The following is a 5438-nucleotide window of genomic DNA, read 5'->3' on the forward strand; positions in this document are numbered from 1 at the left end:
CGGCGCAATCCGAAGGATTGTCGCGCGGCGCAATCCGAAGGATTGTCGCGCGGCGCAATCCGAAGGATTGTCGCCCAAAATGGGCATAGGGAATGAGAACGATCAAGCCGATCGAACTATTAGTACCGGTAAGCTTCAAGCGTTGCCGCTCTTCCACACCCGGCCTATCAACGTGGTCGTCTTCCACGGTTCTCAGGGAATACTCGTTTTAAGGTGGGTTTCCCGCTTAGATGCCTTCAGCGGTTATCCCGTCCGGATATAGCTACCCTGCTATGCGGCTGGCGCCACAACAGGTCCACCAGAGATCCGTCCATCCCGGTCCTCTCGTACTAGGGACAGATCCTTTCAATATTCCTACACCCACGGCAGATAGGGACCGAACTGTCTCACGACGTTCTGAACCCAACTCACGTACCGCTTTAAATGGCGAACAGCCATACCCTTGGGACCTGCTCCAGCCCCAGGATGCGATGAGTCGACATCGAGGTGCCAAACAACCCCGTCGATATGGACTCTTGGGGGTCATCAGCCTGTTATCCCCGGCGTACCTTTTATCCGTTGAGCGATGGCCCTTCCACGCGGGACCACCGGATCACTATGACCGACTTTCGTCTCTGCTCGACTTGTCAGTCTCGCAGTCAGGCAGGCTTATGCCATTGCACTCAGCGAACGATTTCCGACCGTTCTGAGCCCACCATCGCGCGCCTCCGTTACTCTTTAGGAGGCGACCGCCCCAGTCAAACTACCCACCATACATTGTCCCGGACCCGGATGACGGGCCGCGGTTAGACATCCATAGTGATAAGGGTGGTATTTCAAGGGTGGCTCCACCTGAGCTGGCGCCCAGGTTTCAAAGCCTACCACCTATCCTACACATGCCACTACGAATGCCAATGTAAAGCTATAGTAAAGGTGCACGGGGTCTTTCCGTCTAACCGCAGGAACCCCGCATCTTCACGGGGAATTCAATTTCACTGAGTCTATGCTGGAGACAGCGGGGAAGTCGTTACGCCATTCGTGCAGGTCGGAACTTACCCGACAAGGAATTTCGCTACCTTAGGACCGTTATAGTTACGGCCGCCGTTTACTGGGGCTTCGATTCAGAGCTTGCACCCCTCCTCTTAACCTTCCAGCACCGGGCAGGCGTCAGACCCTATACGTCGTCTTGCGACTTCGCAGAGCCCTGTGTTTTTGATAAACAGTCGCTACCCCCTGGTCTGTGCCACCCTCCTCCACTTGCGTGGAAAAGGGTCACGCTTCTTCCGAAGTTACGCGTGCAATTTGCCGAGTTCCTTCAGCATAGTTCTCTCAAGCGCCTTGGTATACTCTACCAGTCCACCAGTGTCGGTTTCGGGTACGGTCTATAAGGAGGAGCTATTTCCTGGAACCACGCAGCAGCCCGTTCAATCCGATAAGATTGGACTACCTCAATGATCCGTCACTTCCTCCAGGCCCACGAATATTAACGTGGTTCCCATCGTCTACGCATTTCTGCCTCGACTTAGGGGCCGGCTAACCCTGCTCAGATTAGCTTTAAGCAGGAACCCTTGGACTTTCGGCGGGGGAGTCTCTCACTCCCCTTACGTTACTCATGTCAGCATTCGCACTTCTGATACCTCCACCACCCCTCACGGGTATGGCTTCATCAGCTTACAGAACGCTCCGCTACCGCTCGTGATTGCTCACGAACCCTAAGCTTCGGTGTATGGCTTGAGCCCCGTTACATTTTCGGCGCAAAGACCCTTATTTAGACCAGTGAGCTGTTACGCTTTCTTTAAATGATGGCTGCTTCTAAGCCAACATCCTGGTTGTTTTGGGATCCTCACATCCTTTCCCACTTAGCCATAACTTGGGGACCTTAGCTGTAGGTCAGGGTTGTTTCCCTTTTCACGACGGACGTTAGCACCCGCCGTGTGTCTGCCGACTAGTACTCCCAGGTATTCGGAGTTTGGTTAGGTTTGGTAATCCGGTGAGGACCCCTAGCCCATCCAGTGCTCTACCCCCTGGGGTATTCGGTCGACGCTCTACCTAAATAGATTTCGCGGAGAACCAGCTATTTCCGAGTTTGATTGGCCTTTCACCCCTAGCCACAAGTCATCCCGAACTATTGCAACAGTTATGGGTTCGGTCCTCCAGTAAGTGTTACCTTACCTTCAACCTGCTCATGGCTAGATCACTCGGTTTCGGGTCTAATGCGACGAACTGAACGCCCTGTTCAGACTCGCTTTCGCTGCGCCTACACCTAGCGGTTTAAGCTTGCTCGTCACACTAAGTCGCTGACCCATTATACAAAAGGTACGCGGTCACCCAGGACGAACCTTGGACTCCCACTGTTTGTAGGCAATCGGTTTCAGGTACTCTTTCACTCCCCTTGTCGGGGTGCTTTTCACCTTTCCCTCACGGTACTAGTTCGCTATCGGTCATGCACGAGTACTTAGGCTTGGAGGGTGGTCCCCCCAATTTCAGACAGGATTTCACGTGTCCCGCCTTACTCGAGGACGATGATTTGCATTACGCGTACGGGGCTGTCACCCACTATGGCCCTACTTTCCAGAAGGTTCCGCTTGTCTCATCATCGCCACTGGCCTGGTCCGGGTTCGCTCGCCACTACTGCCGGAGTCTCGGTTGATGTCCTTTCCTACGGGTACTTAGATGTTTCAGTTCCCCGCGTTCGCCACTTTATCCCTATGTATTCAGGATAAGTTACCTATAACAGATACTTGGAAACCACAGCAGCAAGTCTGCGCGATCTCAAAAAGATCGTCGCTTAACGCTCAATCCTTTTGGGATCTCGCGCCAATTACCTGCTGCTCTGATTTTCCAAGCACCTTAGGTGGGTTTCCCCATTCGGAAATCTACGGATCAAAGGGTATTCGCACCTCCCCGTAGCTTATCGCAGCGTATCACGTCCTTCATCGCCTGTGCATGCCAAGGCATCCACCAATTGCCCTTAAGACACTTGATCGTTCTCATTGCCAATACCCATCGCGCGATCTCGAAGAGATCGTCGCTTCAGCTAATCCCGAAGGATCTTTGCCTCAGCGCGATCCCAAAGGGATCGTCGCTCGAACCAGATCCTGTGCAGGATCTAGCTTCAATGGAATTGGCACAAAAAGACCAGCTTCTCGAGATCGGTTCGAGGGTGCGGTTAGGCAAACCCATCATATGCGGGAGATTGAGCGTCTCCCGCGACAAATCACACCCCTTGCGGGCTGTGAAGTTCGAACAAATCTTCTCTTTACGATGTCAAACAGAACAGGCGGAGAGCTAGATGCTCGCCGCAAACTCTTAAACGAATGACTTTTGCAACCGGTTTCACATCCACTCGACACCTCTTCCCTCTTTTCAGAACGAGGTAGCGACAATCCTGCGGATTGCGCGGGAATGGTGGAGCCGGACGGGATCGAACCGACGACATCCTGCTTGCAAAGCAGGCGCTCTCCCAGCTGAGCTACGGCCCCTGATACCTTTTGTCGAGGAAGATCGACAATCCTTGCGGATTGCGAAGTGGTGGGCCTGGGAGGACTTGAACCTCCGACCTCACGCTTATCAAGCGCGCGCTCTAACCAACTGAGCTACAAGCCCCAAGACTGCGCCGTAAATCGGCTTTCGCCAACGAGACGCAAGTCTCGCAAGGCCAACCGGCCGTCGCGGCCAGGCCATCGCGGCTTGCTGCCGCGCCCTCGCGGAGCGCCAGCACCCAAAGGGTGCGATGCGGCGCGCGAGCGCAAGTCAAAGTCATTCGCGAAGAAAGAGAAACGAAGGCGGCAGACCCGCTTAAGGTATGCACGACGGTAAGAGTGACTCTCTTCCGTCTTGTTCCAAGTAAACCAGAAGGCAGAGGCTCAACGAGTGAGCGTTTCCATTGAGGTTTATCCTTAGAAAGGAGGTGATCCAGCCGCAGGTTCCCCTACGGCTACCTTGTTACGACTTCACCCCAGTCGCTGACCCTACCGTGGTCGCCTGCCTCCTTGCGGTTAGCACAGCGCCTTCGGGTAAAACCAACTCCCATGGTGTGACGGGCGGTGTGTACAAGGCCCGGGAACGTATTCACCGCGGCATGCTGATCCGCGATTACTAGCGATTCCAACTTCATGCACTCGAGTTGCAGAGTGCAATCCGAACTGAGATGGCTTTTGGAGATTAGCTCGACCTCGCGGTCTCGCTGCCCACTGTCACCACCATTGTAGCACGTGTGTAGCCCAGCCCGTAAGGGCCATGAGGACTTGACGTCATCCCCACCTTCCTCTCGGCTTATCACCGGCAGTCCCCTTAGAGTGCCCAACTGAATGCTGGCAACTAAGGGCGAGGGTTGCGCTCGTTGCGGGACTTAACCCAACATCTCACGACACGAGCTGACGACAGCCATGCAGCACCTGTCACCGGTCCAGCCGAACTGAAGGTCTCCATCTCTGGAGACCGCGACCGGGATGTCAAGGGCTGGTAAGGTTCTGCGCGTTGCTTCGAATTAAACCACATGCTCCACCGCTTGTGCGGGCCCCCGTCAATTCCTTTGAGTTTTAATCTTGCGACCGTACTCCCCAGGCGGGAAGCTTAATGCGTTAGCTGCGCCACCGACAAGTAAACTTGCCAACGGCTAGCTTCCATCGTTTACGGCGTGGACTACCAGGGTATCTAATCCTGTTTGCTCCCCACGCTTTCGCACCTCAGCGTCAGTACCGAGCCAGTGAGCCGCCTTCGCCACTGGTGTTCCTCCGAATATCTACGAATTTCACCTATACACTCGGAATTCCACTCACCTCTCTCGGACTCGAGATACCCAGTATCAAAGGCAGTTCCGGGGTTGAGCCCCGGGATTTCACCCCTGACTTAAATATCCGCCTACGTGCGCTTTACGCCCAGTAATTCCGAACAACGCTAGCCCCCTTCGTATTACCGCGGCTGCTGGCACGAAGTTAGCCGGGGCTTCTTCTACGGTTACCGTCATTATCTTCACCGTTGAAAGAGCTTTACAACCCTAGGGCCTTCATCACTCACGCGGCATGGCTGGATCAGGCTTGCGCCCATTGTCCAATATTCCCCACTGCTGCCTCCCGTAGGAGTTTGGGCCGTGTCTCAGTCCCAATGTGGCTGATCATCCTCTCAGACCAGCTATGGATCGTCGCCTTGGTAGGCCATTACCCCACCAACTAGCTAATCCAACGCGGGCTCATCCATCTCCGATAAATCTTTCTCCATAAGGACGTATACGGTATTAGCTCCAGTTTCCCGGAGTTGTTCCGTAGAGATGGGTAGATTCCCACGCGTTACTCACCCGTCTGCCGCTCCCCTTGCGGGGCGCTCGACTTGCATGTGTTAAGCCTGCCGCCAGCGTTCGTTCTGAGCCAGGATCAAACTCTCAAGTTTAGTAAGACTTTGATTTGGCTTTATCTGGTCACGCTTTGAATTGACGAGAACATTCACACCTGGACACTTTC

At 54.4% G+C, this 5438-nt stretch carries 2 tRNA genes and 2 rRNA genes; all 4 read right to left on the bottom strand.

Going from position 1 to position 5438, the window contains the following annotated elements:
- Positions 1-98: 98 nt before the first annotated feature.
- Positions 99-2965 (bottom strand): 23S ribosomal RNA (locus tag AC0L28_RS34230).
- A 420-nt stretch (positions 2966-3385) separates the two neighbouring features.
- Positions 3386-3461, bottom strand: a tRNA-Ala gene (locus tag AC0L28_RS34235).
- Between the two features lie 47 nt (positions 3462-3508).
- Positions 3509-3585: transfer RNA gene (locus tag AC0L28_RS34240), tRNA-Ile, on the bottom strand.
- Between the two features lie 297 nt (positions 3586-3882).
- Positions 3883-5367: ribosomal RNA gene (locus AC0L28_RS34245) — 16S ribosomal RNA — on the bottom strand.
- Together the 16S and 23S rRNA genes with 2 tRNA genes alongside form the textbook arrangement of a ribosomal RNA operon.
- Between the last annotated feature and the right edge of the window lie 71 nt (positions 5368-5438).

This window comes from Mesorhizobium sp. WSM4847 (assembly GCF_055811335.1).